Origin of the sequence: Shouchella patagoniensis (assembly GCF_002019705.1) — a bacterium.
GTDB classification, from domain to species: domain Bacteria; phylum Bacillota; class Bacilli; order Bacillales; family Bacillaceae_D; genus Shouchella; species Shouchella patagoniensis.
Genome location: NZ_KV917377.1, coordinates 3,006,235 through 3,032,565, shown reverse-complemented (window position 1 = coordinate 3,032,565; position 26,331 = coordinate 3,006,235). Strand labels below are relative to the sequence as shown.

Sequence of the window (26,331 nt, the reverse complement as noted above, 5' to 3'; positions counted from 1 at the left end):
TTGCCTTAAGCATGGCAGGATTCCCTTTAAACTCTGATCGTTTTTCATCAAATAGTAATAAGGTCATTTGAAAAAAAATTCTTTAAATCGACAATGGCTCTTTGTTAAGCCTCGCTTGGTCCCCCCCTCCCGTTGCTATGTATAATCGCTATAAGCATCGCGCGATCTCCTTGTTTTAATTGCCATAATAAATTACATGGTTTGAGGTATACGGAAGCCTTATAACAGAAAAACTGTAGAAAAGGAGGCGTTACGGTTGAAACACGCAACAATTTTCGCAACAAAACTTCTCATTAGCTTGTTTGCTTTTAGCATTGGTTTTTTATTTTTTACTGAAGCGACTTACTTGGATGTCGCAACATTTGCTTTGCTCATCGCCATCGTTTCCTATGTAGCCATTGACCTTATTGTCTTACCTAGATTCGGAAATCAGATAGCGCTTGTCAGTGATTTTGTGCTAACTTACTTTACTGTTTGGGTTTTTGGTTCTGTTTTATTCCACAATTACATGTTAATAGCATGGGGCAGTATTTTATCAGCTGGAATAATCACTTTTTGTGAAGTATTTGTTCATAAGTACATGCTTAAACATGTATTTAGTTCGAATAACAGCCACCCTCGAGCTCGATTTGCGTTTGACACAGAGTTTGCTGAAGAACAAGAAGTAAATTCCGTGCAAAAGAAAGAGGATTAAGCAAACAATCCTCTTTCTTTTTGGTTCTTATATGGCTATGTCATTATAGCATAATTTAAATTTACTGAAAATATCTGCTTTATTCGCGGTTTTTCGCCACACTTTTCCAACATTCCATTTCATCAACTACTTATGTCATTATCCCTAACCCTTTAATTCCCGTAGTAAACCATTTAGTTGAGGATTTTTTTGAATGGTTCTCGGCGGAAAAATCAATGTCCAAGGCATGCTCGTTTCTGGAGGTAAGTGTAACTGATCAATTGAAAATATGTGTTTTGCAACCAATTCTTCTGCTTCTTCATAGACCAGTTGCTTATTTTTAAATTCAGAAAAACCGGTTGACGTGTTTTGAACAATCACTGTCACAAGCAAGTCACCTTGATGGTTAACCGCTATTCGTACTGGAATAAACCTCTCACCACTACCTGTATACTCAGAAAAAAGACGGATTATCTCTGCTCGGTCTTCATCTGCAAGTGTTCTTTCCCATGCATCTTCAAATCGTAGCTGCTGCATTTAAACCTCTCCAATCTGCTTCGTATAACCTGTACATTCATGAACACGTTTATATGCATTTCGTACTTGCTCTCCATCCGTTCCAGAATAATGAGCAAAAACCGACATCGGTCTTAATCCATGCTTCATTGTGAAGCTGGCACGATTGATCTCCTCATCACTCTCAAGAAAAACATGCAAGTACGAATCGCTCTTTCTGAACCCCTGTTGTTCATACCATTTATTTACATACACATCATCCCTTGTCCACGCTTCAAGAAAAAGAAGGCCTTTTTCAGCCGCTATCGTCTCTGCCTCCTTAAGTAAACATTTTCCGATTCCCTTTGATTGATAATCGGGATGAATGGCAATATGCCAAATCATGCCACCTAGCCCCTCACCAGTACAAACCTGTCTAGGTTTTAGCTCGTATTCAACATCGATTAAACCAACAACCATTCCATTGATTTCAGCAATGAGCTCAATTGTTGGATTCTCGTATTGCTCTTTACTTCTAAGCACATGATCATAATAAGCTGTATTCAAAAAAGATAGGACTCTACAGCGGACCCAACCTGTTTCATCTTCTTTTTGATATGGACGAATTTTCATTAATGAGCTCCTCTCTATTCTTTACGTAATTGTTCCACTACCTCTTTTACTACTTCGATTCCTTCACTCATTTGTAAATAAGTAGCGTATGCAAAAGAAAGTCGAGCTGAAACCGCACCACTCTCTCCGTAAATAAAACCTGGGTTTATCACCACACCTTTCTTTCTACATTCCATCACAAGTTCTCTTCCAGAAAGACCTAGCTCTTTTTTAAAAGTAAACCAAATAAAAAAGCCGCCTGTTGAGTCTTTATAGTCACCGAAATCAATTAAATGACGATCCAACAACTCACACATATACTTTTTTCTTTGGCTTAGCGCTTTTCTTAAATCAATTAGATGATCTTCATATTCACCTGTCTTAAGCAACTCAGCACACATAGATTGCGACAATATGCTTGATCCATAATCCGTTTGCATACGCAAATCAGCTAACTTCCCTATGATCTCCGATGGCCCTACAAGCCAACCAAGCCGTAATGAAGGACTAATGGTTTTCGAAAAACTTCCTAAATAAAGCACTTGTCCATCTCGATCAAAAGATTTAATTGGCCGCACAGGCTTATGAAAATACAAGTCACTATAAATATCGTCTTCAATTATCGGCGTTTGGGCACGGGCTGCTAGCCGCAAGAATTCATGCCTATCTGCATCTGTTAATGTGCGTGTAGTCGGATTAGAAAAAGTCGCATTTATGTATAGTGAATGAGCCATTCCCTTTGGGAGCATTTTCACTTCCTTCGAATAGACATCAAGAGCATTGGTCTTCATGCCGAGCGCTTCAAAAAAGTTTAACGTATGCAAATAGGAAATAGGCTCATGATACAACGTGCTCCCCGATTGCAAAATACCTGTGCAAATTAGTTGGAGGCCATTAAGCGCACCTGACACAACAAGAATTCCCTCTGGAGAAGTGTGAACTCCTTTCGCTTGTAAATGGCGACTTAACTCTTGTCTCAAGTTAAAGTCACCTTTCCCGTCACCATAACTTTGATTTAATTCACCCATCGACAACCTAGCAAGCGCAGATTGCAACCGACCAACTGGAACCAATTCTGGCGCTAATACTCCCTTGCTTAGTTGAATTAAATGCTCATCATTTTCCCATTCGTTTAGCAGATGAACCATTTTCTTATTCCTCGGGTAAAATGACCAGTTTGTTAATTCGCTCCATACTACTCCTTTTTCCTCATCACTAGAACGCTCACCTACAAACGTTCCTTGTCCTTGTTTTGCTGTTAGTATTCCTTTTGCTTTTAAACGGGCTAAAGCTTCAACAATCGTGCTCCGATTCACTTTATAATATCCTGCAAGCTCACTTTGCGTTGGTAACTTCATTCCGCTATACCATTCACCGTTCTTCAGTTTATCTTGGATATCCAATACTATTTTTTCGATTTTAGAAGGCATACTTACCTCCTTCACTTGTTGGTATATGAATACCATTATTTGTTGGTTTTTTTATGATAAAACGCATTAGAATCCATTATATCAAATATAAAAGGAAGGTGTTTTTCATTGCCCGTCGTTTTTGCTTACACCCTTGCTGTCCTCTTATGGGCTTCCGCATTTCCAGGAATTCGTGTAGGTCTCACCCATTATGACCCGACCCATTTATCGTTGTTACGCCTTCTTATCGCTGCTATTTTCCTTTTTCTTTTTGCGATAGTGAAGAAAATCCCACTTCCAAAGAAGCAGGATTTGCTCGCTATTTTTCTCCTTGGCTTTTTAGGTTTTGCTCTTTACCATACCGCCTTAAGCATCGGGGAACAAACGATTGAGGCAGGCGCTGCTTCTCTCCTTGTCTCAACGACTCCTATTTTCTCTGCCATCCTCGCTGCACTGTTTTTTCAAGAACGAATCGGGAGACGCGGTTGGTTTGGAATGTGTTTTGCTTTATTCGGTGTCTCGCTCCTTGTGCTTCGTGGAGCCGATGAATTGGCTCTGAGCTACGGAGCGCTCATTATTCTTATTGGTGCGTTTGGAGAGAGTCTCTATTTTGTTTTTCAACAACGCTACTTGCAAACGTATGGCTTTTTACCATTAACAATCTATACAATTGTTGCTGGAACAATTCCTATGCTCTTCTTTCTCCCTGGACTAAGCGATGCTTTCTTTACTGCTCCTACGTCAGTCAATTTAACCGTCGTTTATTTAGGTCTCTTTCCTACCATCATCCCTTATTTCTGCCTCGCTTATGCGATTGCAAGAACAGGAGCCTCCGAAGCAACGAGTGTCCTATTTCTCACTCCTGCTTTTACTATTTTTATCGCTTGGATTTGGCTTCAAGAGTTACCGACAATGATTCAGTTTCTAGGGGGCTTCATTGTACTAGCAGGTGTTGGTCTTGTCATAATAAAAAAACAACGTACCTTTAATTAATTGACAAACCGATCTTTTGCTTTATTTCATGCAAGAAAGGAACGCTGAAAGCCCTGGCTTTTTCAGCTCCTTCTTGCAAAATCTTTTCTAATTTATCAGGATTAGCGTTTATTTCTTTGTACCGTTCACGCGGCTCTTCTAAAAAGCGATCGATGACTGTAAAGAGTTCATGTTTCGCTTCCCCCCAACTAATCCCATCTATATAAAACCGTCTCATTGCCTCTATCTCAGCACGAGAGGCAAATTCTTTATATAAAAGAAATACAGTTGATTCATCTGGATCTTTTGGTGCATTTGGTAGTAAGGAATTGGTTTTTATCGTGTTCACTAGCTTTTTTAAATTGTTCCGTTCCGTAAACAACGGAATCGTATTGTTATAACTTTTACTCATCTTACGACCATCGAGACCAGGAAGGACAGCAAGTTCATCTATATGAACATTAGGCAATAAGAAGGTTTCTCCATAATTCCGATTTATGACTTCAGCAATGTCACGAGCAATTTCTATATGCTGGATCTGATCTTTTCCAACTGGTACAATATCCGGTTTAAATAACAAGATATCAGCAGCCATTAAAATAGGATACGTAAACAGCCCCATATTAACCCCGTCATCCGTTTCCTTCCCTAACTGTTTGTTTTCGTCTACAATTGCTTTATAGGCGTGGGCTCGATTCATTAAACCTTTAGAAGCAAAGGAAGCTAAGATCCAGCTAAGTTCAAACACTTCCGGTATATCTGATTGGCGATACAGAACCGACTTTTCTGGGTCTACTCCAAGTGCCAACCAAGCCGCAGCTACCCCTTCCGTCAAATGACGCATTTCTTTCCCCTCATGAACTTTTGTCAACCCATGAGCATTGGCTATAAAATAAAACGCTTCATGGCTCTCTGCCATTTTTAAGGCTGGCTTAATCGCGCCAATATAATTCCCCAAATGAATGTTACCTGTTGGCTTAACCCCTGTTAAACTTCTCGTTTTCATCCCGTTGCTTCCTCCTTCGTTTTTAATAAATCAAATACTCAAGAACGCAAAAAAAGAGCTATCCATCCTAGAAAGGACGGATAACCCGTGGTGCCACCTTTGTTCGCTCCAAAAAGAAACGCGCTCAATTCACACAGGAGTCTCGCTCCGATGCGTTGTCTTTTTTAACGGCAAGACACCCGCCCAGCCTACTCAATCGTTCAGCCAGGAAGCTCAGAAGCCCATTCCGCCAACAGCCTGCACTAGTTCGCACCACCCACTAGCTCTCTTAAGCATTATTGTCCACGTACTTACTCTTCATCGTTGCTTGAATATTCCTTATACTATAGCTGAATGAAAGATAAGTTGCAACATCATTATAAGAGTATGGGAAATTTCACCATCTATTTTAGATCAATAGTAGGAATCTCCTCCTTAAAAAGCGAAAGAATGTAACAAAGGAGTGATCATATGGGAGAAAAGGATTTAATGGTGCAACTAGATCAACTTAATAGCAACGATGTCCACGCTTCCTCTCAAGCCATAAAGTCTTTAAGTGCTAAAGGACAGAGCGCATTACCGATTTTACGAAATAAGATTCAAACAAACGATAAGGAAGATGTGATTGCAATGGCTCTAGTCGTTATTGGAGAAATCGGCTCATTAGCAGCTGAGGCCATACCTGAAGCCATTGCTAAACTCAACCATCACAACGAACAAATTCGAATGGCAGCTGCGCTCTCACTCGTACGGATTGGAAATCAAAGCATCCCCGCTTTATTAGACTTTGTTCGAGAGCCCCACACACAAGTAGCTTTATTTTGGGCTAGTTGGGCACTAACATTAATTGAACCAAGTAAAGCCTCTGAAGAAACAGATGGCATTCTCATCAAAACAGAACAGAATACAGACAGCTTAATCGAAAGGCTTGCTGCACAAGAGGCACTAGCAAAACGAATTGGTAAAAACCTTACTAAATCTTAATTTTCGGAGGGGATATTTTGCAAATAAACGATACTGTCCCTTACTTTCTTAATCATTATCAACCAACGATTTCATTTTTACGAAACTATTACGAAAACTACCCTGAAACATTTAAGAGCTACTTTCCACTCCACTGCAAAGACACAAAAGAACGACTTCAACAATCACTTGATAAATACCCTCACGCATTTCAAACAATCACAGAAGTCCATGCTCTAATTCCATCCATAATTAAAGAAACCGCTGAACACTATCGCACACGTTATATGATTGACTATCCAGGTACAATTCATTTGCTTGTAGGTGGTTTTGGTTCCAATTCTTATACACACCGACAAATCATTCCAGACATTTCATTTGCACTGGAACGCCTCTTACCAAATCGTCAATCATTACGCGTTATCGTCGCTCATGAATTCGGACATGCAACCCAAAACATTTTATCCGATCAAGCAGGAATGAAATGGGAAAAAAAAGAGTGGACCAATCCACTGATTTGGCTCAACCAAGAAGGAGCAGCAACGCATTTCTCACGTCAAATCGCCCCAGAACTTCCGAGGTCGATCTACTTTACTTACTCAACGGAAGGTGATGACGACTGGCTTGAATTTGCTATAGCAAGTGAACAAGTAATTAAAAGAGCATTTGCTTCTGATTACGATAACGAAACGACCGCCTTCCTTCTCCGAGAATGGTTTTCTGTAAATGGAGGGACCCATTTTGGTTATAGTAGGCTTGGTTATTTTCTTGGTGATCGCTTCTTTCAACAACAAATCGAACGCTTTGGAGAGAAAGAGGCCATTATAGCTTGGCGGAAACCATCCTTTTTAGACGATGTGAGCAAGTGGATTAGACAGGGATCTTTCACATCTCTTACTTAAACTATGGTAATGAAACGAATAAACTTCATATAATGGTTTCATAAACGATACCAAGTTACAATAAAGTGCATACTTGTGCCTTAGTCTGGATCAAAATAAACTAGTAGTAACAAATAACAAACCGGGTTGCAAAAAAGATCCGAAAGGGGCATACAGATGAGCAACGTAAAAGTAGCGGTTATTTACTATAGTTCGACAGGAACGAACTACCAATTAGCACAATGGGCAGAAGCTGCAGCAAAAGAAACAGGTGCAGAAGTTAAAGTATTAAAATTCCCAGAGCTTGCACCTGATGCTGCCATTGATTCAAATCCTGCGTGGCGAGCTCATGTAGAAGTTACAAAAGACTTGCCTGAAGTCACTCCAGCGGACATGGAGTGGGCTGATGCATTTATTTTCAGTGTTCCTTCTCGCTTCGGTAACGTCCCTGGGCAAACAAAACAATTCTTTGATACACTTGGCGGATTATGGGCAGGTGGAAAGCTTGCTAATAAAGTAGTAAGTGCGATGTCTTCAGCTGCAAATGCACATGGCGGACAAGAAGCAACGATTCTGTCTCTTTACACATCTATGTACCATTGGGGAGCAATCGTGGCTGCACCTGGGTACACTGATCCAGTTACATTCGCATCAGGTGGTAACCCATACGGAACAAGTGTTACTCTTGATCAAGAAGGCAATATGCAAGAAGACGTGGAAGAAGCAGTTAAACATCAAGCTAAACGCACAGCAACAGTTGCTGGGTGGGTAAAAGCTGGTCAATAAATGTAGTAAAAGGAACCTTTTTAAGGTTCCTTTTACTTTATATAGAAGAGTAATAGACACGAGCATCAAATCACCAATATCACTCTTCTTTAAGCGCCGATAAAAGATCCGTTTTACTCGCACTTTTACTAGCGGTCCAGGCCGCAAATAGACTTAGGAAGATACCAGCTATTAGTGTAGCGATTATATAGATGATCGGGATTTGGAAATCCATGAATGCTTGCATCTGTTCAGACTGACTCGTAACATAAATAATGTGTGGATATCCATTATAAAACGTTTAAATCTTTTATACTTTCTCCAAGAATATAGTGTGAAAACCACATCAAATTCTGCTTCATAATAGCCACATTCATTCCTGGCTCGTCAGAACTATATGCCATGCCTTTAAATAGAATTAATTCTGTATCAACGTCCATATCCTTTAATCCTTGATATAACTCATATGCATTTGGAATTGGAACTCTTGCATCCTTTTCGCCATGTTGAATTAAGGTGGGAGTACAGGCTGATTTAATGTATGTGATTGGTGATGTTTTCGTATATATCTCTGGATCATTCCATGGATTATTTCCTAAATACATCCTAACAAAGTAAGGGATATCTGTATTTACATAATGGGTACTCCAATTAGTAATTCCACCTCCAACTGAAATCGCTTTAAATCTACTACTAAATGTAGAACAGAAAGCTGATATATAGCCCCCATTGCTCCATCCCATAACCCCTACTCTATCTTTATCTGCAAACCCTTTGTCAACTAGTCTATCCACTCCGGATATAACATCATCGTAGTTCGCAATTCCAGTTTTCTATAGTTTGCTTTTAAGAACTCATTTCCATAACCAGAACTTCCCCTATAGTTTGGTTCTAAAACGATAAAGCCTTTTTCGATAAACTGTTCAATCGGATATTTCTCATTAAAACAGTCTGAAAATATGGGAAATGAAGCCCAAGCTGGACCACCATGAATACCACTAATAAAGGATATTTGTGATTTGCGTCAAACTCTACTGGGGTTGATAAAACACCCTCTATTTCAAAACCATCACTATTTTTCCATGAGATGACTTTCCTGTTACTTTTAAGTTTTCCTTTGAAAAAGCTATTTTCATTCGTTATTTTTCTATCGTCTAAATAAATTTCAAAAGTTTCATTTGTTATAGCCTTATTATAGGATAAGTAATTTCCATCCCTTGTTATAGAAGCATCCATTATAAAGCTATCTGCTTTTTCGCTTAACATTTCCACAGTACCATCCTCAGATAGCAACCCAATTAAATACTTCGTTTTATCCTGCCATCTAATTAAAATTCCTTTAGCTGTCCATCGTAATGGAATAACCGTACTATCAAAATCTGTTAAAGGTTGAATTAGCTCTCCATTATTCATATCATATATCTCTAAAGTACTGTCTTGTATATATGTCTTATAGTAATTCTTCTCCCTTATGCTTGCTGAGTAACATATTTTGCTGCCTTCAGGAGAAAAGCAAACGCTCCCTCCTAACAACTTATCGACATTAAGCTTTTGTAACTCGCCAGCTTTAATATCTAGTATGTATAGATCTTTATTTATATAATCTCCCATATGTGAGCTTGGCGTAGCCATAAATACGACCTTTTTTCCATCATCTGAAAGATCAAATTCACAGATATGAAAATTTTCCCCATCTGTTAGTTGATAAACAACGCGATTTTTGTGTTCATCTTTATCATGCTTATTTTCTATTTCGATGTAATATAAACAATTATTCTGGTATTCCTTCTCTATATGATGGAAATTTCCATATCGTTCCTTACGTTTCTTTATCTCCTCAGATTCTTTTGACTGCGCAACATAATAAAAACCCTTACCAGTAGACGCCCATTTAAAATGACTGATCCCTTCTTTCTCTGCAGTAATTTGAACCCCACTATAACCATCTATTGACTTAACAAAGATCTGGTTTTTCTTATTATCCCCGTCACCAACTGGACTAAGGTACGCGATATCTCTAGAATCTGGAGACCATAATGGGTATGTATTATCTATGTCCTTAGTTGTTAATGGATAACTCTTCCCCTTCTCTTTTTCATATATCCATACATGATTGTTATATTTTTTGGCTTTCCAGTTAGCTGTCTTCTTGACAAATGCCACGTTTTTGCCATCATCACTTATGTTTGTTCCTGATAAGGTTGGTAATGAAATAATCTCTTCTATACTTAGATATTGTTTTTCATTCATATCCATTAATACTCCCTCTTGAAATGTCCTGACCAAACAATCAATCCTCGCGTAGTGATACAATCTTCTTTTGACAATAAAGGAAATTGTTCATGAATATCTATTATAACACCGGAAAATTCAGTCAAATAAAAGAAACGCTGTCCAAAATACGATAAACCTCATGCCGCCCCATTTTTTTACCTTTTAATCATGTGAGAACGACCTAATGAGGGAACCTCTTGAAATTTAAGCCAAAGCTGATAAACTGCCCACCATCATTTCCTAACCTCTCTTAAATCCACTTATCAATTTTAGATGTTTTTCTTTTCGACACAAAAACACCCCTTTAGATAATCTTATCTAAAGGGGCTGTAGGTTTAAAATAAAGTTTAATCAAAAACACCTTCCAAACCCCTATATTTACGTTATATTGAGGAACCCGTTTTGAAAAAAGATTGATCAAAACGGGTTCTTCATTTGTGAAACATTGCACATTTTTGTAAAAAAGTTTAATCATTTCTTGTGATACGATCTTTAACATTAGCACCCAACAGTTGAATAAAAAGTTATTTTGATTCTTCTTTATTCCTTAAGATAAATATTTCTCTGATAAATGCACCAATAATTAGTGATGGGACCGTCAAGAATTTTGTGTAAATAGAAAACCCTACTCCTAGTATGTAAGTCATTTCTTACGCCTCTATCTGGTCAAACATCTCCACTAATTCGGCACGGGCTTGATCAAACCCGAGGTGACATCGTGTAGAAAACTTTTGATTATACGGTTCAATTGACTCACCAAAAAACGCTCAATCGACGACTCGTTTGGAAATTGTTCTTTGCGCTTGCTGTATTTCTTTAGCTGTTTGTTAAATGACTCGATGAGATTTGTTGAGTAAATGCTTCGCCAAATGGCTTTAGGAAATTCATAAAAGGTGAGAATATGCTCGTTCTGTTCAAGGGCTTTGATCGCACGAGGATACGCTTTTTTCCACTTTGCTATAAAGACATCAAGCGCTTCTTGTCCTTCTTCCTGATCACAAGTTGAATGCGCTGGACAACCCCTATGGAACGTGTCACGCTCGTTTGAATGGAAATTGCCCTCATATGGAAGCGCCACCTTGTCTAACTTGTGGTGATAATCAAACGCCATGTAAAGACTTAGCAGTAGGTTTTTCAGAGTTAGATAAACAAAAGTATGAACTTCATATAAAAACAACTACAAAAGCAATTGAATTAGCAAAACAACGGGACCAAGAAGATATTGCGGAGAAAAACGCAAAGAATCTACAACGTTACCAGAACATTTTAAATACTCTCCAAGAGGGCGGACTAATCCGATTATTCAGGTAATATTTCTTTTGAAATATATAATATAAATAACTAAATTGTTAAAGTCCATTTGAGAGAAAACTGAGCAGCTTTAATTTCTTTATCGATGGTGACTACCTCATAATCCCTCCTTCACAATAGGGGCTTTTGACAGCTGGAAGAAAAGTGTCTCAAATTATCCAGAGGAAAGTGCACCAACCTAATCAACGGTCACAGGAGTCTAATAAACAAGGATATTTAAACTCTTCAAAAATATCATGAAACTGTAGTATTGCTTTAACACTCTATGACAGGGAGTCGACTGTAAAAGAAAAGAAGCTGTAAACACAGCTTCTTAATATTTTAAAGAACTTGATAGCTTAAGTAGGACCATATCATCGGTCTATATCGACTACAATTCGATAGAAACCATCACTTTCAGTTGTATTCTATTTAGTTTCTGCATCTTCAACTATTATACTCTCTCCATTTTGTGAGGCCATAATTTCCCCTTCAACTATTATACTCTCTCCATTTTGTGAGGCCATAATTTCCCCTTCACTTGTACTTACTAAAACAGGTTCATTTGAAAGGTTTTTTCCATCCACATTAAATTGCATTTTCTCTGTTTCAGTTGAGATTACAATGCCCCCTTCCTGTTCTGAGATTTCAACAACCTCTCCACTTGTATTTACTAAAACTTCATTTGAAAGGTTTTTTTCTTCCGAACCGTTAGCTTTAGCTTGGTTTTCTTCTGAAGCTAGTCCAGTTGACGCAAAAACAGTTAAGCCTCCAATTACTAATGTACTTGCAAATGCTATGCTCAAAATCGATGTTTTCTTTAATTTCATTATAGATACAATCCTTTCTTCAACTCCGTCTTTACTAAAATTATTGCAAAGAGGGGTCACTTTTTTTATTTTTTCAGCCATATTTATAAGAGATAAAGCATATTCTGATTTTGCTTCATCTCCAAATTGTCGAATTACTTTTTCGTCACATGACAATTCGATATCTCTATTTACGAGATAATACATCACCCAAACAAGCGGGTTAAACCAGTGCAAAGCCAAAATAACTGTTAGTATTCCTTTCCATAGCACATCCATTCGCTTGATGTGAACGTATTCATGGGCCAGAACAAATTGAATGCTTTTCTCATCGCTCCAGTCTGTTGATTTAGGAAAGATAATCACCGGTTTAAAAAGTTTATATGTTAAAGGCGTTGTAATTCTATCTGAGACAGAGATTTGAATATGTCTCATTAACTTATGATCTCGCAGCCATTCATTGAGATAAGAGTTATTTATGATCGGGATGGCTGTTTGAAATTCTTTATAAAATCTTAAATAAGATACGATAAAGAATAGCGAGACCGTGATTACGCCAATTAACCATATTGATAAAATGAAGTCGCTCTTTATAGCAAGTAAAAACTGATTATATAAGGTGTTTGGCGTTTGTGAAACCTGAATGGCATCTTGTATATTTCCTGAACCTTCTGTAGTAGTGATATTAGTTAATAAGTTTTGCAGCAGCGGTCGAAAATCAAGTCTTGAATAAAGAGAATAGGGAATAATAAGTTTTAATGCAACTATTCCCCAAAGAATTAAGAATGTTAGCTTTGGTAGTTTATTGACAAATAACAACCTAATTAACATTACACCAATAAGTAGGGTAGAAGCGTCTAAACTCATTTGTATAATATTCATGTTTTATTCCTTATTCAAGATCTTTAACAATTTGTTTTAATTTACTAATATCACTAGATGATAAGTTTTTTTGATCTAATAAAGCTGCAAATAATAAAGATGTTGAACCATTAAACATTTTGTCAATCAATTCTGTTGTTTCTTGTTCTTGGATTTGTTCTTTCGTGATGATAGGATGACAAATAAAGTTCGGTTCAATCCTTTCAATTACACCTTTTTTGATGCATTTCTTTATCACTGTATAAGTAGTATTTTTATTCCAGCCGATTTTTACATTTAATTTTTGTGAAATCTGTTTGGCTGTCAAATCACCTTCTTCCCATAAAATATCCATAACCTGCAATTCTGAATCAAATAATTTTATTTCCATACGCGCGTACTCCTTACTGTAATAGACTATTGCAATAATCTGTCTTTATACTACTACAATAGTCTATTTAAGTCAAGACTATTGTAGTAGTATTGTAAAAAAGTGTTTGTATTTTCTCTTTGAGATAATGAACTCCTTTTTTGATTGAAATGGGGAAAAGGCATGAATTGGCTGAATATTAATTGGTTCAGTAAGGTTTTTTGACTGTGTTCTGGCTGTTTTTAATGTGGTTAATTATAAGATTTGTATTTGTAGGTGGTTACATCCTTTTGTAATTTATTGGTGAACTTCGAATCTTATAGTATTAATGTTTATTGCCAAAGTTTATAAAAGAATTATTATATAAAGGCGTGCTTGTGTTCTAGAAAATAAAATAAAAATTAGAGGATTAATGCAAATTAGTAATCTGTTTTTTAAAGGTTTGTGAAAAAATGCACTTAAACAAACGGTAGCGTTAGTGCAAGAAGCTAGTTGCCTTTTAGTACCTAATTCCTATCTTCCGCAATCAGGCGCTATTACTGAGCAAGAAGTAATAGGGTGAAACATATTAGTCATATCTAATATGTTTCACCCTTTATTTTATATGACTTTCTACGATTTTGGTCTTGATAAGAGAAGAACGGTACATCTTTTTTATAAACGGTACGACTTTATTTTAAACCTACAGGGGCAAAGCTTCGCAACTAACTTCTTACTCTACTGTCACACTCTTCGCCAAGTTACGTGGCTTATCAACGTCACAGCCTCTGTGCAGCGCTGCATAGTAAGCAATAAGCTGAGTTGGAATAACCGATACAAGCGGCGCCAATACTTCATGGACGCGTGGCAGGACAACTGTGTCCCCCTCTTGGTTAAGGCCTTCCATAGAGATAATAACCGTTGCTGCTCCACGGCTCGCCACTTCTTGGACGTTTCCACGAATGCTCAAGTTGACATGCTCTTGTGTTGCAAGAGCAATAACCGGAGTACCATCTTCAATTAAAGCGATTGTACCGTGCTTAAGCTCGCCACCCGCAAATCCTTCAGCTTGGATATACGAGATTTCCTTAAGCTTCAAAGCACCTTCCATTGCAACAAAGTAGTCAGCGGAACGACCAATAAAGAAAGCATTGCGCGTTACAGACAAGTAGTCACGTGCAATTTTCTCAAATTCTTCTTTCTGATTACATAGCGCTTCCATCGCATTTGCAGCAATAGCTAATTCTTGAAGTGGATCAAAATCCAATTCTTTCCCTGCAGCATAAGCAGTATCTACCGCAAGCAGTGTCAGAACAGCCATTTGTGCTGTATATGCTTTTGTGGAAGCAACAGCAATCTCTGGTCCTGCAAAAGTGTGCAGCGTGAAATCCGCTTCCCGCGAAAGGGTTGAACCAGGTACATTGGTAATCGTCAGTGTCCGATGGCCTTGTTTCTTCACGTCAACAAGTACACCACGGGAATCTGCTGTTTCTCCACTTTGGGAGATAAACACAAAGAGTGGTTTTTCGGATAAAAGCGGCATATTGTACAAGAATTCACTTGCAATATGCACCTCAGTTGGTTTTTTCGCAATGCCTTCAATCAATTGTTTCCCTACAAGACCAGCGTGGTAACTTGTTCCTGCAGCAATAATATAAATGCGATCGGTTTCTTGCATCGCCGCACGAATATCTGCATCTAGACGCGTGCTTCCATCTTCATGTTGGTACTTCTGAATGATGTTCCGAATAACGATCGGTTGCTCATCCACTTCTTTTAACATGAAATGGTCATACGTGCCTTTTTCAATATCGCTTGCATCTAGCTCTGCTGTGTATGGTTTACGATCTTGAACGTCTCCAGAAAGGGTTTTAATCGCAATTCCATCACGCTTCACCAAAACAAGTTCCTCATCCATAATTTCAACAAATTGATCGGTTACATTTAACATCGCCATCGCATCAGAAGCAATGACATTCACGCCTTCACCAACACCAATTAATAGAGGACTTTTATTTTTTCCGACAAAAATCGTTTCCGGGTCTTCTTTATCAAGAAGAGCAATCGCATAAGAACCCTTCATAAGTGAGAGCGCTTTGCTTACTGCTGCTTCTGTCGTTAAGCCTTCCCGTGATAATTGTTCTATGAACTGAACAATCACTTCCGTATCCGTGTCACTTTGCAGTTGTACATCATCGAGGTACTCACTTTTAATCTGTTGATAGTTTTCGATCACGCCATTGTGTACTAAAGTAAAACGCTTTGTTGTGCTTTGATGTGGGTGTGCATTTGTTTGACTTGGTACACCATGTGTTGCCCAGCGAGTATGACCAATTCCAACCGTTGTTTCCACACTCATATCAACAGCGTCACGTAAAGTTGCAATACGCCCTTTTTCTTTAAACACATGCATGCCGTCTTCTGTACGAACTGCAATACCGGCAGAGTCGTAGCCACGGTATTCTAACTTCTCCAATCCGTTCAACAAGATTTCCTTTGCGTCCTCGTTTCCGATGTAACCTACAATTCCACACATAATTCGTGTCCTCCCATAGTGGGAGCATGGTTCTGCAGGGGCAGACCCGCCCCCACTCTTTGAATTTTGTGTATGCTACTTTTGCCTTTGTGCAACAAGTCACCCTGTTGTTTTAGACAAAAGCTTGCGGCTGTCACACGCAGCCGGAGGGAATCCGCCGAACAATCGATTAGCCCTCTCCTCGTCAACTGGCCTCATGCCAGTCCTGGCGCTTTTTGTATGACCTAACTGAAAAGTCATACAAGCTACATCTTAAATCATAGAAGAACATGCGTCAATCGATTTCATTTGTTCTTCACATTTTTAAATTATGCGCGAATTTTCATTATGGCACCCCATTTTGCTATACTTCTTTTAAATGGAGTGAATGACATGCATATACACCCATTCGCTATTTCGGCTTAATTCGGGGACGAATGCCAATGCCCGTGATGGACAATTGACACGTATTGCGGAGCCTGGGTGATGCCCGGTCTACAATGGTTGGTACAATAAGAAAACCAACAGAGGTTCGGATTCCTATCGGATGAAGGTGGAGGCAAAAGTAATCGCATTGCGGTGAATGAGTCACTCATTGTACAGAGCCTAGGGAACGTGCTACACGCACGGAAAAAGAAACGGAACCCGGTCACCTAGATGTTATGGATAACATTCTAGGAGGACGATCCATGGGTCGAAAAAGCGAAAATTCAGGATTTAGTTGTATCAACTGTAATGAGAGTGTACTACCTTTAACCAATGGCAGCCATCGCAACCACTGTCCGTTTTGTCTCTATTCCAAACATGTTGATGAGATGCCAGGTGACAGGTCTAGTAAATGCTTAGGATTAATGAAACCTATAGACCTCATTTACCACACAAAAAAAGGCTACCGACTTCTACACCAATGCTTGTCATGTTATAACATACAGCGTAATCGTATTGCTAGAGATACCTTGCAAGAAGACGATATCAATAGGATAAGTATGATTACACAAACACAAAATAGTCACTGCTCTAATTAGGCAGTGACTATTTTCCCTTTAAGCACCTAGCTGTTCTTTAACCACTTCTACAATCTGATTCACATACGTTTCACACAATTCATCTGTTTTCGCTTCAACCATAACGCGGACGAGCGGCTCCGTACCAGAAGGACGGACAAGGACGCGTCCGTCTCCATTCATTTCCTCTTCCACTTGAGCAATTGCTTCTTTCACTTGATCATTTTCTTTCACTGCATCACGATCCGTCACACGTACATTAACAAGACATTGCGGGAAGCTTTCCATCTCTCCTGCAAGCTCCGATAGTTTTTTTCCTGTTTGCTTCATAATATTTACAAGTTGTACACCAGATAACAAGCCATCTCCAGTTGTATTATGATCAAGAAAAATAATATGGCCGGACTGTTCACCGCCTAAATTATAGTTTCCTTTACGCATTTCTTCCATAACATAGCGGTCGCCTACCGCGGTCTGCTTTGTCTGAATTTGTTTTGCATCCAGCGCTTTGTAAAAACCAAGATTACTCATCACTGTCGAAACAACAGTATTGTTATTAAGACGTCCTTGTTGTTTTAAATACGAAGCAACGATAAACATGATCTTATCCCCATCAACAATTGAACCATTTTCATCTACCGCAATTAGACGATCGGCATCACCATCAAATGCTAAACCAATATTCGCTTGCTTCTCAACAACTAACTTCGCTAATTCCTCTGGGTGAGTGGATCCGCAGCAATCATTGATATTCACTCCGTTCGGAGAAGAACCCATTGAAGAAATGTCCGCTTCAAGGTCAGCGAGTACATGTGTCGCAAGAGTAGAAGCTGCCCCGTTCGCACAATCAATTGCCACATGAACCCCATCAAAGTCACCACTGACAGTTTGCTTGAGGAATTGCATGTACTTTTGAGCACCTTCATAGTAATCATTTAGCTGTCCAAGCTCTCCGCCAGTTGGACGTGGCATCGTGTCTTCTCCTTCGATTAGGGCTTCGATCTCTTCTTCCTGAGAATCAAGCAACTTAAAGCCATCAGAACCAAAGAACTTAATTCCATTGTCTTCGACTGGATTATGTGACGCAGAAATCATAATTCCTGCTGTAGCACTTAGCTGTTTCGTTAAAAAAGCAACCCCAGGTGTCGAGATCACACCGATACGCATCACTTCAACCCCAATTGAAATGAGACCTGCAGTTAAAGCCGCTTCAAGCATTTCTCCAGAAATACGTGTATCCCGTCCAATCAATACCTTTGGTTGTTCCACTTCCTTTGTCAGCACGTAGCCACCTGCACGCCCCAACTTAAATGCAAGCTCGGGTGTGAGTTCCGTATTCGCTACACCCCTCACTCCATCTGTTCCAAAATATTTACCCATCTCATATCGCTCCTTCTTTACCGCTTTCCAAATCATTCACTGAAACGCAATTTTGTTTCATTCTCACCTAATTCAAACCGTATATGTGAAGGTCCTGTAATTGATAAAGGGAGCGATTGCTCACCTTCGTGTGATCCACTGGCATCGACTTTAAGCTGAATATCATTTGAAGTTAGACGAGCAAGTCTTGACTGTGTACCATAAGCAGTTATAGTAATAGCAGATGCAGCATCCTCAGCAAATGTCACGGTTTCTTCCGCTCCCACTATTTCGATCGGAACATCATCAAACTCCAGTTCTTCTTCTTCCGCTATTGTAAAACGTACATTCACTTCTTCAGGATCAATACGTTCAGCATCTTCAGGTACTTGTAAAGTCGTCACTATCTCGCCACTCTCATCAATCTCACTAAGATCAATTGGCTCACTTTCCACGAATTCAATTTCTTCTAATCCATTTCTTGTCCCATAAACACTTACTTCACTAGGTTCAATGGTCACATCATCAATGCTGAGCCCATCTGGCAATTCATTTTCCCTCAACATTTTCACTGGAACAAGTTTATTTGGGCTAGTGATCGGAACAGTGACAGACACAAGATTAGGATCAGATTGAACATCTATCTCTTGGCCATTTTCATCATAAAAGTGGACTGGATAATCCTCTTCTATGGATTTATCAGTATCCGTCAAATCAACAAACACTTTCACTTCCTCAATGGATTGAAGTGTGTCTCGATCAGCTGTCACATCTACATTCACCGGGTTTACAACTGGTGAACCAAGGGCTTGATCTTCACTTATTTCATCTGTATTCTCTAGTTCAACATGCACAGGAAAGGACGCCGTTTGTTTCTCCCGGAGTTCGATCCGAACAACTTGCGGTTGTGTCGAGACCGATAGATCACTCGGGAAATTACGTGTATTTACCGCTAATACATGTTCTCCTTCTGTTTCTACTTCACTTGCATCAACAAACACCTCTGTAGAACGATTACTAGTCAACTGAAATAAAGAAATTGACACTTGTGAGCCTTGAAGCTCTATGCTAACCGTCTCTGGGTAGTCAACAAGTTCAAAGCGCTCTTCATTGTAATGGACTTCCAACGGTTCATTCTCAATCGTATACGGAGCACTTGGTACTTCCGGCAATAGTGAAGGTGAGCCTACATTGTTTTGGTTCACCATTATAAACAGCGTCAACGCAATAAAAAAAGCTAAAATCCGAACAAACCATATACTATTAAACAGTTTATCCATCTTTTTTTCCTCCCCACTGCCAGCGACTCTCGGAGGTTGCAGTTGTTTTAAGCAAATTTTGCTCTAATAATTCTCTTAGCTGTTCTTCCGTTAGATTGCGATAAAGCGCGCCTCTTTTCGAGATCGATATCGCACCTGTTTCTTCTGAAATAATTAGCGTAATACAATCGGTCACTTCACTTACGCCAAGCGCAGCACGGTGCCGCGTTCCAAGCTCTTTTGAAATGGAACTATCTTCTGACAATGGTAAATAACAACCCGCTGCCAAAATTCGATCATTTTTCAGCACAACCGCTCCGTCATGTAGTGGTGTGTTTGGTATAAAGATATTAATCAACAGTTCTGATGTAACAACCGCTTGCATCGGTATGCCCGACTCTGCATAATCATTTAACCCTGTATCTCTTTCAATTGAGACTAGTGCGCCTATTCTCCGTTTCCCCATATAATTGGATGCTTTAACAAGCGCGTTAATTGTATCTTGCATTGAGTCGTTCTTTGGTGCAGACCGGCTCGTAAATAAACGACTTCTTCCAAGCTGTTCCAATCCCCGTCTTAATTCCGGCTGGAAGATAATGATGATCGCCAGCAAACCAAAAGTAGCAGTTTGCCTCGTTATAAATTCCAATGTACTAAGCCCTAAGAAATTACTAATAATCCATATAATAAAAATGGCCGCAATTCCTTTGACAAGCTGAACAGCTCTCGTCCCGCGGATGATCATAATCAGTTTGTATACAACATATGTAACAAGCAATATATCGACAATCTGTCCTATATATGCAAGCCACGGAAGATTGTCAAAATTTATTGTAAACATGCATGCCCTCCATGTTTATTTCCTCTTCTTTTCCTACCATCGACAACTTCACTCAATCTTAAACGACATTGTCGCCAAACGTAACTAGTATATCATTAAATCCTCTAAAAAATAAGAGAGCCCTTGTATTCATACAAGAACTCCGCTAATTCTCACGATTACTCGTACTATTTATTACATTTTATCAATCACCATTAAAGACAGACACAACTTCAGCGAAAAAACCTTTAATGTTATACCAAATCCACGATAAGGCTTGATCAACCACTTCAATTTCGCCAGTCACTTGGTTAGGCGACGTATATAATGATTCACTACTGAACTGACTGTTTAAGAGCAAGACATCCCCTTCAACTTCTCCCTCAAGCTCTAAGATACCATTACGAACCATCAAGTCACCTTTAATGACTTCTCCTTCTGGTACAAGAACGACTCCAGCTTCTTTATCAATTACAAACGGTCCATTACCAGAAACAACAATCCCACTTGAAGCATTTCCCCAAGCAGAAAAAACCGCGGTAGACATCATTAACATAAAAACCGCTGCCGCTACTAAAATAGGATGGCGTCGAAAAAGTTTTTTTACTTTTGATGTTTGTTTCTGTTTCGGTAAATTAGCCATAACACCTGCAGTAAAGTTAGCTGGTGCTTCTATATGAGAAGAACTTTGAATAAATGCGATGGATTTCTTTAATTCGTGTAAATGTCCCTTACAACTCTGACACAATTCCAAATGAGCATCCAATTGTTCTTTTTGTTCTTTTGTTGCATCACCGTCTAAATAGATGTGCATAAGTTCAATGTGAGAATGACAACTCATTGTTTTGTCACCCCTCCTTTATTATACATGGCGCATCCGCTTGCGAAGCGCTTCCCTGCCACGGTGAATGCGTGTTTTCACTGTTGCTACAGGCATATCCATGATCTCACTAATTTCTTTTAATGATAAATCCTCAATATACTTTAAAATAATCGCTGTTCTATACTTCGGAGGAAGCTCGTTAATCTCTGATTGAATCCACTCTTGTAGCTCCATTTGGACAACTTGTTCTTCAGGTAAATCATCTGTGGCAGCAAGCTGTGACTCGTAGGTCATATTCTCGGTTCCTTTTACCGTGTCTTGCAAGTAAAAGTCCGGTTTTCGCTTTCGCAAACGGTCTATCGCCACATTCGTCGCAATGCGAAAAAGCCATGTAGAAAACTTTCTCGTTGTGTCATACTTATCTAAATTCGTGTACGCCCTGAGAAAAGCCTCTTGCGCTACATCTTGAGCTTCTTGGGCATGACCAACCATACGATATGCAACCTGATACACTTTGTCCTTATACAGATCAACTAACTCGGCAAAGGCCTGCTCATCCCCTTGTTTGATTTCTTTTATCAGTCTTTTTGTTAACGAGTCCATTTCATCCCCTACCTACAATTATCTTACGGAACTACCCGACAGTTGGTTTCATTTTAAATAATAACAGAAAATTTATCTTTTTTCTAAAAAAAGCAGGAATTTCGGGTAAAATCCAGTATTCTAACAGAAAAAGGAGGTAGAGCTATGGCTAACGCGCACCTGATTAAACCGTTATCACGTTCAATCGAAGATGTTCGAATGGAATTAAACGATTCAGCAGCTGTCCATCCGCTTAGCTCACCACATGTTTTAATGTTAAGCCAAAGATTAGACCATTTGCTGAATCAATACGAAAACCTCTCCAATAATTAGGATCAAAAAGAGGTATTCAATATAAAGAAGAGCGGCCAAGTGGCCGCTCTTCTTAAACATATACAATGGAGCCTAGCGGGATCGAACCGCTGACCTCCTGCGTGCAAAGCAGGCGCTCTCCCAGCTGAGCTAAGGCCCCTAACAAAAAACGGCTATAAAAAGCCGTTTCTAGATGAGCCATGAAGGATTCGAACCTTCGACCCTCTGATTAAAAGTCAGATGCTCTACCAACTGAGCTAATGGCTCATATGGCTGGGCTACCTGGGATCGAACCAGGGAATGACGGAATCAAAATCCGTTGCCTTACCGCTTGGCTATAGCCCAACAATACAAAAGTAAAAATGGTGGAGGGGGACGGATTCGAACCGCCGAACCCGGAGGGAGCGGATTTACAGTCCGCCGCGTTTAGCCACTTCGCTACCCCTCCACGAAAGGAGAATATTATATGGTGGAGGATGACGGGATCGAACCGCCGACCCCCTGCTTGTAAGGCAGGTGCTCTCCCAGCTGAGCTAATCCTCCATTTTTGACTGCAGATAAGCAGCAGATTTCTTCGTCCAATTCGTGTCTTTCAGTCAGTCACGTACGCTTGTACGCTCCCACCTTCAAGCACTTCTTGTCCTCGAACTCCTTGCTTCTCCTTGCCAAACGACTGCAGATAAGCGATAAATGCGCTTTTCTTCAATCTATAAAATAAATATGTATGTCCGGCAGCGTTCTACTCTCACAGGGGGAAGCCCCCAACTACCATCGACGCAAAAGAGCTTAACGGCCGTGTTCGGCATGGGAACGGGTGTGACCTCTTTGCCATTGCCACCGGACTCTGCTTCAGATTAACTTACTTTTCTTCGCAGTTTATTTTTGTTCTGGTAACCCACATCTTATGATTACCTATTATCTTTTAAAATAAACAACTTGTCTACTTTAAAAAAATGACCCGTACGGGATTCGAACCCGTGATACCGCCGTGAAAGGGCGGTGTCTTAACCGCTTGACCAACGGGCCGTTACTGACAAATAATATATTAACAAACTGAAGTAATGAATGCAACTGTTTTTTTATTTTCTTTTCTTGTTTTTTTATCTTTTTATAGTATAGACCAATTCATTTAAATTATTTCAACTGGTTTTCCTTCTTCTAGCCCAGATTTGTCGCCAAAATCCTTACTTTGCATAAGGTATATTATTCCTAATAAAAAGGTGGTGTACACACATGGGTTACTACGGCGGAGGTTATGGCGGTTACGGTGGCTGCGAAGGTTACGGCTACGGCGGTGGTTACGGCGGCGGCAATTCTTGTGGCGGTGGCTACGGTGGCGGCTTTGCGCTAATCGTTGTTTTATTCATCCTTCTTATCATCATTGGAGCAGCTTACGTAAATTAATAACTCGTGCATCCACTGAATCGGAAAGCAAGCTGCGTGCAGCTTGCTTTCTTTTTTTACCTAAACAACAAAGATTTGTTCAAACAGATTAACTGGTAGTAAGGAAAGTACCAAAAGGAATCGATTTAAGTTGAATGGTTTGATCCTCTCTACCCCGCTTCAAATGAAGTGTCACTACACTTCCTGGCTCAATCCTTGTACTAGCTTTTTCAAAGCTTTCGTAGTTCTTTACCGATTTTCCATTTAATGAATAAATCAAGTCCCCTTCAATCAATGCACCTTCCGCTGGAGTTGCCTCAATCACGCTTACAACTTTAACTGCTCCTTCTACCTCATCTGTTCGATTTAATATGCCAAGCCAGCTTTTCCAATACTCCCCCCTTTTGTCCTTACCACTTTCTAACACACTTTTCATATTCTCCATAAACTGATACGTGCCAAATAACATATTCTCCATCATACCTATACCTTGGTCACCACACCATTCTCCTTGATACTCAATCACAACTTTGCAACCTCCATCACAAGCAATGATTAACCAAGTAGTTAAATTACCTTCATCATCTTCTGTAATTATTTTTTCATTTCGAATTAAATCTTTAAATGTTCCAGTGTACTTGACACCCCAGCCATATTCTAAATAAATCTTCCCTCCAATTCTTACATCCATCTCACTACTTCTAGTTTCCCATTTATTCCGCTCTGCTGGTACTGTAAGTGCCTGCCATACTCTACTTGGTTTTGCCTGTATGAAAATCTCTCTTCTCGCAATCAAAACCTTATCCATTCTCCCCCTCCTCTAAATAATGCTTTAATCGATTGAGTTTATGCTCAAGTACACGGTTCAAATCGGTTGTTACAAGGTTCATTCCCCGCTCATACACGTCCACATTTAACCGATAATATCGGTACCGTCCCTCCTTCCTCTCTGCTAACAATTCCTCACGTACTAACATATCAAGATGTTTTTTTACAGCAGGTTGGGAGACCGAAAAATAATCCACCAGCTCTGATTGTGTGTATTCTTGCTTAGATGTCATATATAAAATCTGCCGTCTGGTAGAATCGGCAATTGCCCTGTAGAAATCAGTCATACAAACCTCCATATATAACCAATAGGTTATATGTGGAGTATAACATATCTTATTATTCTGTAAACAGTTTAATTAACAAAACCCACCACCCATAAATAAAGACCAGCAGCTCATGCTACCGGCCTTCCTCTCATTCTGATCTAGACACGTCAAGAAGTTCAGACACTGTTACAAATGTGTACCCCTGGTTTTGGAGCGCTGGAATGATTTCATCTAAGGCATCAGCAGAAAAAATCTCTGGATTCTCAGTGTCCACATCCCCTCCATCATGTAACAAAATAATACTACCTGCTCCTGCTTCTTGAAGAACCGTTTGTGCCACTTGGGCAGCAGGAGTGCCATCCCAATCAAGCGGATCAACATCCCATCCAATAACTGAATAATTAAGACTTGCTAACCTTTCTACTTGCTCTCTCGTAATAAATCCATATGGAGGCCGGAATAAGCTCGGGCGATAGCCTGTAATTGCTTCTACTGCATCTCCTGTCTCCGTCAATTCCTGCTCAAGTTGAGCAACGCTTGCTTCCGCTAGATTCAGATGAGAATATGTATGATTACCAATCTCATGCCCTCCATCAATTACGCGTCTCAATAAATCTGGATTAGCAGTAACTCGTTCCCCTAAAACAAAAAAAGTCGCCGGCACATTATACGCTTCAAGTTTTTCTAATACCTGTCCAGTAAAGCGGGGATCAGGACCGTCGTCAAACGTTAAAGCGATTTGATTACTAGCAGAGTCACCTTTTACAAATACAACTCCTGGAAATTCGGTTTGTAAAGTTGGCAAAGGTACAGTTTGACGGTCCATCTTGTCTTTCCCTCCTTGCGCTTCAACTTTCATAGTGTCTAAACCGAAAGCACCAACCAAAATAACTATTACAAGTACACATATTCCTTTTTTCCACATAAAAATCCACCCTTTTCAAAGTCTTAACATAGCTTAGGCAAAGGATCGATATTCTATGTACTACCTATAAACATTTATGTTTAACCTTGCTTAGCATTTCCTTTACCAATATATTTTGTCACGAGTTTGTATATGAAAAACACACCGGAAACGGCTATAATCACAAAAACAACCGGCTGCATATATTGATTAAATAAAGCCCCCGCCTTTTCCCAATGCTCTCCTAAACTAAATCCTATATATACGTAAGCCGCCGTAATAGGCAACATTGCAAAAAACGTATAAAGAGAGAATTTCACCAAATTCATGTTAGTCATGCCACAAGGAACTGAAATAGCCGTTCTTACAATAGGAAGAAAACGCCCAAAAAACGCTAAGCCAGATCCATACTTCATAAAAAAAAACGGTCAGCCGTATCAACTTACTTTTGAGACACTAGAAAATATTTCCCGTAACGAAGCACCAAGGGACGCCCGCCATATTTCCCTAAACAGTAAAGAGTGATTGCGGGGGCCATCGTTCCTCCAATTGCCCCCGCAATCACCACGAAATAATAATTAAAATCCCCTTCATAAACCCAATAGCCAGCTAAAGGCAGAACAATTTCTGCCAAAATAAATTCAAAGCATAAAGCAATTAGAATCCCTAAATAAGAAAACCCTTTTAAAAACTCAATAATAGGCATAATGATTTCAACCATGAATGTCTCAACCCCTATCCAAGTCTAAAAAACTGCCAACGGTTAACCATTGCCAGCATATTGTCTTTACAGAGTTTCAGTTACATCGTACCTTTTGTGGCAACCGCTTCTTATTCTAAGAATACTAACCTTTTGTAACTGGAGTGTGAATAAAATTTAAAATTAAAAACATTTACAATTTTAAACCGTCATCGTTTATTCATAACCTTGACCA

General features: G+C 39.4%; 22 protein-coding genes, 6 tRNA genes, 1 rRNA gene, 5 pseudogenes and 1 other annotated feature. Of the genes and pseudogenes, 9 read left to right on the top strand and 25 right to left on the bottom strand.

Annotated elements, in window-relative coordinates; genetic code table 11:
* Nucleotides 1-256: 256 nt before the first annotated feature.
* Nucleotides 257-694, top strand: a complete 438-nt coding sequence (locus tag BK584_RS16005) for a YndM family protein (protein WP_078393492.1) — start codon at nt 257-259, stop codon at nt 692-694.
* Between the two features lie 144 nt (nt 695-838).
* Here the strand turns inward: BK584_RS16005 and BK584_RS16000 are convergent, their stop codons facing one another.
* From BK584_RS16000 to BK584_RS15990, 3 genes are read right to left on the bottom strand one after another with little or no spacing between them, the layout of a single operon-like run.
* Nucleotides 839-1,210 carry an SLAP domain-containing protein gene (locus BK584_RS16000; protein ID WP_078393491.1) on the bottom strand — a complete coding sequence of 124 codons (372 nt, stop codon included), beginning with the start codon at nt 1,208-1,210 and terminating at the stop codon, nt 839-841.
* Nucleotides 1,211-1,801, bottom strand: coding sequence for a GNAT family N-acetyltransferase (locus tag BK584_RS15995; RefSeq protein WP_078393490.1), 591 nt, complete (start codon nt 1,799-1,801; stop codon nt 1,211-1,213).
* Nucleotides 1,802-1,815: 14 nt separating this feature from the next.
* Nucleotides 1,816-3,210, bottom strand: coding sequence for an aminotransferase-like domain-containing protein (locus BK584_RS15990; protein WP_169871299.1), 1,395 nt, complete (start codon nt 3,208-3,210; stop codon nt 1,816-1,818).
* A gap of 108 nt (nt 3,211-3,318) precedes the next feature.
* Between BK584_RS15990 and BK584_RS15985 the strand changes: the two genes are divergently transcribed.
* Nucleotides 3,319-4,182, top strand: a complete 864-nt coding sequence (locus BK584_RS15985; protein WP_245808881.1) for a DMT family transporter — start codon at nt 3,319-3,321, stop codon at nt 4,180-4,182.
* On the opposite strand, the gene BK584_RS15980 is transcribed toward BK584_RS15985, so the two are convergent.
* Nucleotides 4,175-5,167, bottom strand: a complete 993-nt coding sequence (locus BK584_RS15980) for a tryptophan--tRNA ligase (protein ID WP_078393487.1) — start codon at nt 5,165-5,167, stop codon at nt 4,175-4,177. The genes BK584_RS15985 and BK584_RS15980 overlap by 8 nt on opposite strands.
* A 69-nt stretch (nt 5,168-5,236) precedes the next feature.
* Nucleotides 5,237-5,480, bottom strand: a binding site (T-box leader).
* Between the two features lie 137 nt (nt 5,481-5,617).
* Between BK584_RS15980 and BK584_RS15975 the strand changes: the two genes are divergently transcribed.
* The 3 genes from BK584_RS15975 to wrbA all read left to right on the top strand — a co-directional run bounded on the left by BK584_RS15975 (nt 5,618) and on the right by wrbA (nt 7,776).
* Complete coding sequence (locus tag BK584_RS15975; protein ID WP_078393486.1) at nt 5,618-6,130, top strand: HEAT repeat domain-containing protein; 513 nt, start codon at nt 5,618-5,620, stop codon at nt 6,128-6,130.
* Between the two features lie 17 nt (nt 6,131-6,147).
* Nucleotides 6,148-7,011, top strand: a complete 864-nt coding sequence (locus BK584_RS15970) for a hypothetical protein (RefSeq protein WP_245808880.1) — start codon at nt 6,148-6,150, stop codon at nt 7,009-7,011.
* A 156-nt stretch (nt 7,012-7,167) separates the two neighbouring features.
* On the top strand, nt 7,168-7,776 hold the full coding sequence (gene wrbA, locus BK584_RS15965; RefSeq protein WP_078393484.1) for an NAD(P)H:quinone oxidoreductase: 609 nt from the start codon (nt 7,168-7,170) through the stop codon (nt 7,774-7,776).
* A gap of 269 nt (nt 7,777-8,045) precedes the next feature.
* On the opposite strand, the pseudogene BK584_RS15960 reads toward wrbA, so the two are convergent.
* Nucleotides 8,046-10,011: pseudogene (locus BK584_RS15960) on the bottom strand (S9 family peptidase).
* A gap of 668 nt (nt 10,012-10,679) precedes the next feature.
* A pseudogene (locus tag BK584_RS15955) lies at nt 10,680-11,023 on the bottom strand (transposase); the annotation flags it as partial.
* Here BK584_RS15955 and BK584_RS15950 point away from each other — a divergent pair.
* A pseudogene (locus BK584_RS15950) lies at nt 11,014-11,340 on the top strand (tyrosine-type recombinase/integrase); the annotation flags it as partial. The pseudogenes BK584_RS15955 and BK584_RS15950 overlap by 10 nt on opposite strands.
* Nucleotides 11,341-11,747: 407 nt before the next feature.
* Here BK584_RS15950 and BK584_RS15945 read toward each other — a convergent pair.
* The 3 genes from BK584_RS15945 to glmS form a co-directional block, all read right to left on the bottom strand.
* Entirely contained in the window at nt 11,748-13,010 is a 1,263-nt protein-coding gene (locus BK584_RS15945) for a M56 family metallopeptidase (RefSeq protein WP_078393483.1), read from the bottom strand.
* 10 nt (nt 13,011-13,020) lie between these two features.
* Nucleotides 13,021-13,380, bottom strand: a complete 360-nt coding sequence (locus BK584_RS15940) for a BlaI/MecI/CopY family transcriptional regulator (RefSeq protein ID WP_078393482.1) — start codon at nt 13,378-13,380, stop codon at nt 13,021-13,023.
* 691 nt (nt 13,381-14,071) lie between these two features.
* Nucleotides 14,072-15,874: a glutamine--fructose-6-phosphate transaminase (isomerizing) gene (gene glmS / locus BK584_RS15935; RefSeq protein ID WP_078393481.1), complete on the bottom strand. Its 1,803-nt coding sequence runs from the start codon at nt 15,872-15,874 to the stop codon at nt 14,072-14,074.
* 641 nt (nt 15,875-16,515) lie between these two features.
* On the opposite strand from glmS, the gene BK584_RS25590 reads away from it, so the two are divergent.
* Nucleotides 16,516-16,878 carry an RNHCP domain-containing protein gene (locus tag BK584_RS25590; protein ID WP_078393480.1) on the top strand — a complete coding sequence of 121 codons (363 nt, stop codon included), beginning with the start codon at nt 16,516-16,518 and terminating at the stop codon, nt 16,876-16,878.
* 18 nt (nt 16,879-16,896) lie between these two features.
* Here BK584_RS25590 and glmM read toward each other — a convergent pair whose 3' ends face one another.
* From glmM to sigW, 5 genes are all read right to left on the bottom strand, one after another.
* Nucleotides 16,897-18,237 (bottom strand): phosphoglucosamine mutase, encoded by a 1,341-nt coding sequence (glmM, locus tag BK584_RS15925; protein WP_078393479.1) that lies wholly within the window; start codon nt 18,235-18,237, stop codon nt 16,897-16,899.
* A 32-nt stretch (nt 18,238-18,269) separates the two neighbouring features.
* On the bottom strand, nt 18,270-19,496 hold the full coding sequence (locus BK584_RS15920) for a CdaR family protein (protein WP_078393478.1): 1,227 nt from the start codon (nt 19,494-19,496) through the stop codon (nt 18,270-18,272).
* Nucleotides 19,489-20,307, bottom strand: a complete 819-nt coding sequence (cdaA, locus tag BK584_RS15915) for a diadenylate cyclase CdaA (RefSeq protein ID WP_078395675.1) — start codon at nt 20,305-20,307, stop codon at nt 19,489-19,491. Before cdaA ends, BK584_RS15920 begins: the two co-directional genes overlap by 8 nt.
* Before the next feature lie 193 nt (nt 20,308-20,500).
* A complete protein-coding gene (locus BK584_RS15910; RefSeq protein ID WP_078393477.1) occupies nt 20,501-21,136 on the bottom strand; it encodes a zf-HC2 domain-containing protein in 636 nt (211 codons plus the stop codon).
* 21 nt (nt 21,137-21,157) lie between these two features.
* Nucleotides 21,158-21,721, bottom strand: a complete 564-nt coding sequence (gene sigW / locus BK584_RS15905; protein WP_078393476.1) for an RNA polymerase sigma factor SigW — start codon at nt 21,719-21,721, stop codon at nt 21,158-21,160.
* A 144-nt stretch (nt 21,722-21,865) separates the two neighbouring features.
* Here sigW and BK584_RS15900 point away from each other — a divergent pair, with 144 nt between their 5' ends.
* On the top strand, nt 21,866-22,033 hold the full coding sequence (locus tag BK584_RS15900; protein ID WP_078393475.1) for an aspartyl-phosphate phosphatase Spo0E family protein: 168 nt from the start codon (nt 21,866-21,868) through the stop codon (nt 22,031-22,033).
* 66 nt (nt 22,034-22,099) lie between these two features.
* Here BK584_RS15900 and BK584_RS15895 read toward each other — a convergent pair.
* The 7 genes from BK584_RS15895 to BK584_RS15865 all read right to left on the bottom strand — a co-directional run bounded on the left by BK584_RS15895 (nt 22,100) and on the right by BK584_RS15865 (nt 23,038).
* Nucleotides 22,100-22,172, bottom strand: a tRNA-Ala gene (locus BK584_RS15895).
* Nucleotides 22,173-22,206: 34 nt separating this feature from the next.
* Nucleotides 22,207-22,279, bottom strand: a tRNA-Lys gene (locus tag BK584_RS15890).
* 3 nt (nt 22,280-22,282) lie between these two features.
* Nucleotides 22,283-22,357 (bottom strand) — tRNA-Gln (locus tag BK584_RS15885).
* Nucleotides 22,358-22,375: 18 nt separating this feature from the next.
* Nucleotides 22,376-22,460: transfer RNA gene (locus tag BK584_RS15880), tRNA-Tyr, on the bottom strand.
* A 19-nt stretch (nt 22,461-22,479) separates the two neighbouring features.
* A tRNA-Val gene (locus BK584_RS15875) sits at nt 22,480-22,555 on the bottom strand.
* Nucleotides 22,556-22,738: 183 nt separating this feature from the next.
* A 5S ribosomal RNA gene (rrf, locus tag BK584_RS15870) occupies nt 22,739-22,854 on the bottom strand.
* Between the two features lie 112 nt (nt 22,855-22,966).
* Nucleotides 22,967-23,038, bottom strand: a tRNA-Glu gene (locus BK584_RS15865).
* 297 nt (nt 23,039-23,335) lie between these two features.
* Here BK584_RS15865 and BK584_RS25105 point away from each other — a divergent pair.
* Nucleotides 23,336-23,416: pseudogene (locus tag BK584_RS25105) on the top strand (YjcZ family sporulation protein); the annotation flags it as partial.
* 88 nt (nt 23,417-23,504) lie between these two features.
* Here BK584_RS25105 and BK584_RS15855 read toward each other — a convergent pair.
* From BK584_RS15855 to BK584_RS15840, 4 genes and pseudogenes are all read right to left on the bottom strand, one after another.
* A complete protein-coding gene (locus BK584_RS15855) occupies nt 23,505-24,203 on the bottom strand; it encodes an SRPBCC domain-containing protein (protein ID WP_078393473.1) in 699 nt (232 codons plus the stop codon).
* Nucleotides 24,196-24,510: an ArsR/SmtB family transcription factor gene (locus BK584_RS15850; RefSeq protein WP_078393472.1), complete on the bottom strand. Its 315-nt coding sequence runs from the start codon at nt 24,508-24,510 to the stop codon at nt 24,196-24,198. The genes BK584_RS15855 and BK584_RS15850 overlap by 8 nt, the downstream gene beginning before the upstream one ends.
* A 130-nt stretch (nt 24,511-24,640) precedes the next feature.
* Nucleotides 24,641-25,417, bottom strand: coding sequence for a polysaccharide deacetylase family protein (locus tag BK584_RS15845; protein ID WP_078393471.1), 777 nt, complete (start codon nt 25,415-25,417; stop codon nt 24,641-24,643).
* A gap of 80 nt (nt 25,418-25,497) precedes the next feature.
* A pseudogene (locus BK584_RS15840) lies at nt 25,498-26,117 on the bottom strand (DedA family protein).
* Nucleotides 26,118-26,331: the final 214 nt, after the last annotated feature.

Bases quoted from the DNA above. Each gene is read 5' to 3' on its own strand.
- BK584_RS16000 (WP_078393491.1), bottom strand. From the start codon at position 1,210: ATGCAGCAGCTACGATTTGAAGATGCATGGGAAAGAACACTTGCAGAT.
- BK584_RS15995 (WP_078393490.1), bottom strand. From the start codon at position 1,801: ATGAAAATTCGTCCATATCAAAAAGAAGATGAAACAGGTTGGGTCCGC.
- BK584_RS15990 (WP_169871299.1), bottom strand. From the start codon at position 3,210: ATGCCTTCTAAAATCGAAAAAATAGTATTGGATATCCAAGATAAACTG.
- BK584_RS15980 (WP_078393487.1), bottom strand. From the start codon at position 5,167: ATGAAAACGAGAAGTTTAACAGGGGTTAAGCCAACAGGTAACATTCAT.
- BK584_RS15975 (WP_078393486.1), top strand. From the start codon at position 5,618: ATGGGAGAAAAGGATTTAATGGTGCAACTAGATCAACTTAATAGCAAC.
- wrbA (WP_078393484.1), top strand. From the start codon at position 7,168: ATGAGCAACGTAAAAGTAGCGGTTATTTACTATAGTTCGACAGGAACG.
- BK584_RS15945 (WP_078393483.1), bottom strand. From the start codon at position 13,010: ATGAATATTATACAAATGAGTTTAGACGCTTCTACCCTACTTATTGGT.
- BK584_RS15940 (WP_078393482.1), bottom strand. From the start codon at position 13,380: ATGGAAATAAAATTATTTGATTCAGAATTGCAGGTTATGGATATTTTA.
- glmS (WP_078393481.1), bottom strand. From the start codon at position 15,874: ATGTGTGGAATTGTAGGTTACATCGGAAACGAGGACGCAAAGGAAATC.
- BK584_RS25590 (WP_078393480.1), top strand. From the start codon at position 16,516: ATGGATAACATTCTAGGAGGACGATCCATGGGTCGAAAAAGCGAAAAT.
- glmM (WP_078393479.1), bottom strand. From the start codon at position 18,237: ATGGGTAAATATTTTGGAACAGATGGAGTGAGGGGTGTAGCGAATACG.
- BK584_RS15920 (WP_078393478.1), bottom strand. From the start codon at position 19,496: ATGGATAAACTGTTTAATAGTATATGGTTTGTTCGGATTTTAGCTTTT.
- BK584_RS15910 (WP_078393477.1), bottom strand. From the start codon at position 21,136: ATGAGTTGTCATTCTCACATTGAACTTATGCACATCTATTTAGACGGT.
- sigW (WP_078393476.1), bottom strand. From the start codon at position 21,721: ATGGACTCGTTAACAAAAAGACTGATAAAAGAAATCAAACAAGGGGAT.
- BK584_RS15900 (WP_078393475.1), top strand. From the start codon at position 21,866: ATGGCTAACGCGCACCTGATTAAACCGTTATCACGTTCAATCGAAGAT.
- BK584_RS15855 (WP_078393473.1), bottom strand. From the start codon at position 24,203: ATGGATAAGGTTTTGATTGCGAGAAGAGAGATTTTCATACAGGCAAAA.
- BK584_RS15850 (WP_078393472.1), bottom strand. From the start codon at position 24,510: ATGACTGATTTCTACAGGGCAATTGCCGATTCTACCAGACGGCAGATT.
- BK584_RS15845 (WP_078393471.1), bottom strand. From the start codon at position 25,417: ATGTGGAAAAAAGGAATATGTGTACTTGTAATAGTTATTTTGGTTGGT.